The sequence below is a fragment of the Parabacteroides distasonis genome, from assembly GCF_004793765.1.
Taxonomy (GTDB): Bacteria; Bacteroidota; Bacteroidia; order Bacteroidales; family Tannerellaceae; genus Parabacteroides; species Parabacteroides distasonis_A.
In genome coordinates, this window is sequence record NZ_SRYM01000133.1 from 1 (window position 1) to 960 (window position 960).

Consider the following 960-nt stretch of genomic DNA (forward strand, 5'->3'; position numbering starts at 1 on the left):
AGCCAGCGCCTCAGTGTTAGCCGACATAAGATCGGAAACTGAAACCTCCTCGTTAGTACTACCGGTATTATTGAACCCGAAAGCGGCTGCTATCGCCGCAAAGCTACCTATTGTTAAAATTTTCTTAAGCATAATGTTCTTGTTTTTGATTTGTTAATTGGAAATAATCCACACTTCCTAAGCCTATTAAACTTATGGAAATTGCCAAAACCTAACTTATAGGTCGATAACTTTTCGTACCTTTGTACACCTCCTTTCTTTTTTAAGGGGTAGTGGGGAGAGTTTGCCTAGGTGTTTCGAAGCGCAGGGCAAACTTCTCCTTTCTTTACCCGATGATTATTTATTCCGCTCTACCTCGGATCCGAAGCTTTGCCGGATATTCCGTATTGCATTTCAACTGAATGATCTCATTGAAAAAGCCGACATCCTTGGGATTCATCGTGACTTCCACGGTAGCGATTCCACCCGGGGGAATGGGCTGTTTCGGATATTCTACCGAGGCGCAACCGCAAGTGGAGCTTGTGGCAATGATAACCAGCGGCTTATCACCCGTATTCTTTACCTCGAAAAGCTGTTTCTTGCTGTCGCCTACCTTCAAGGTTCCCAAATCGGCCTTGATGGGGCTTACCTCGCTCGTTGTTATCAATTTGTCCTCTTTTTCGTTGGCCGTATCGTAGGTCTCCGACAGCCGCTTGAAATACAGGCTTCGGATCTCCGTACTATGCACAGGATTGCCGATCACCAAGACCTTATTGTCTTTATCTAATAATAAGGTATGGAACTGGGGGAATGGTGGGAAATCGTTTAACTTGTTCAGCTCGCCATCAAAATCGATGCAGACCGGCAAGTCGAACAGATCCCTTTTAAAGAATTGGCACAACTCCTTATAGTCTTTCGGGAAAAAGAAAAACAGGAAAGGGATTTCCCCATCGCTTATCGAATTAGTATACTTAATCAATT

Annotated in this window: 2 protein-coding genes; both read right to left on the minus strand. The window is 44.2% G+C overall.

What is annotated here, in order from left to right:
• On the minus strand, positions 1-132 hold a 132-nt coding region (locus E5342_RS20405), incomplete at its 3' end, for an NVEALA domain-containing protein (protein WP_432707228.1).
• Between the two features lie 208 nt (positions 133-340).
• Positions 341-960 (minus strand): DUF1573 domain-containing protein (locus tag E5342_RS19040; protein ID WP_168354528.1); only part of this gene is annotated, 620 nt, incomplete at its 5' end.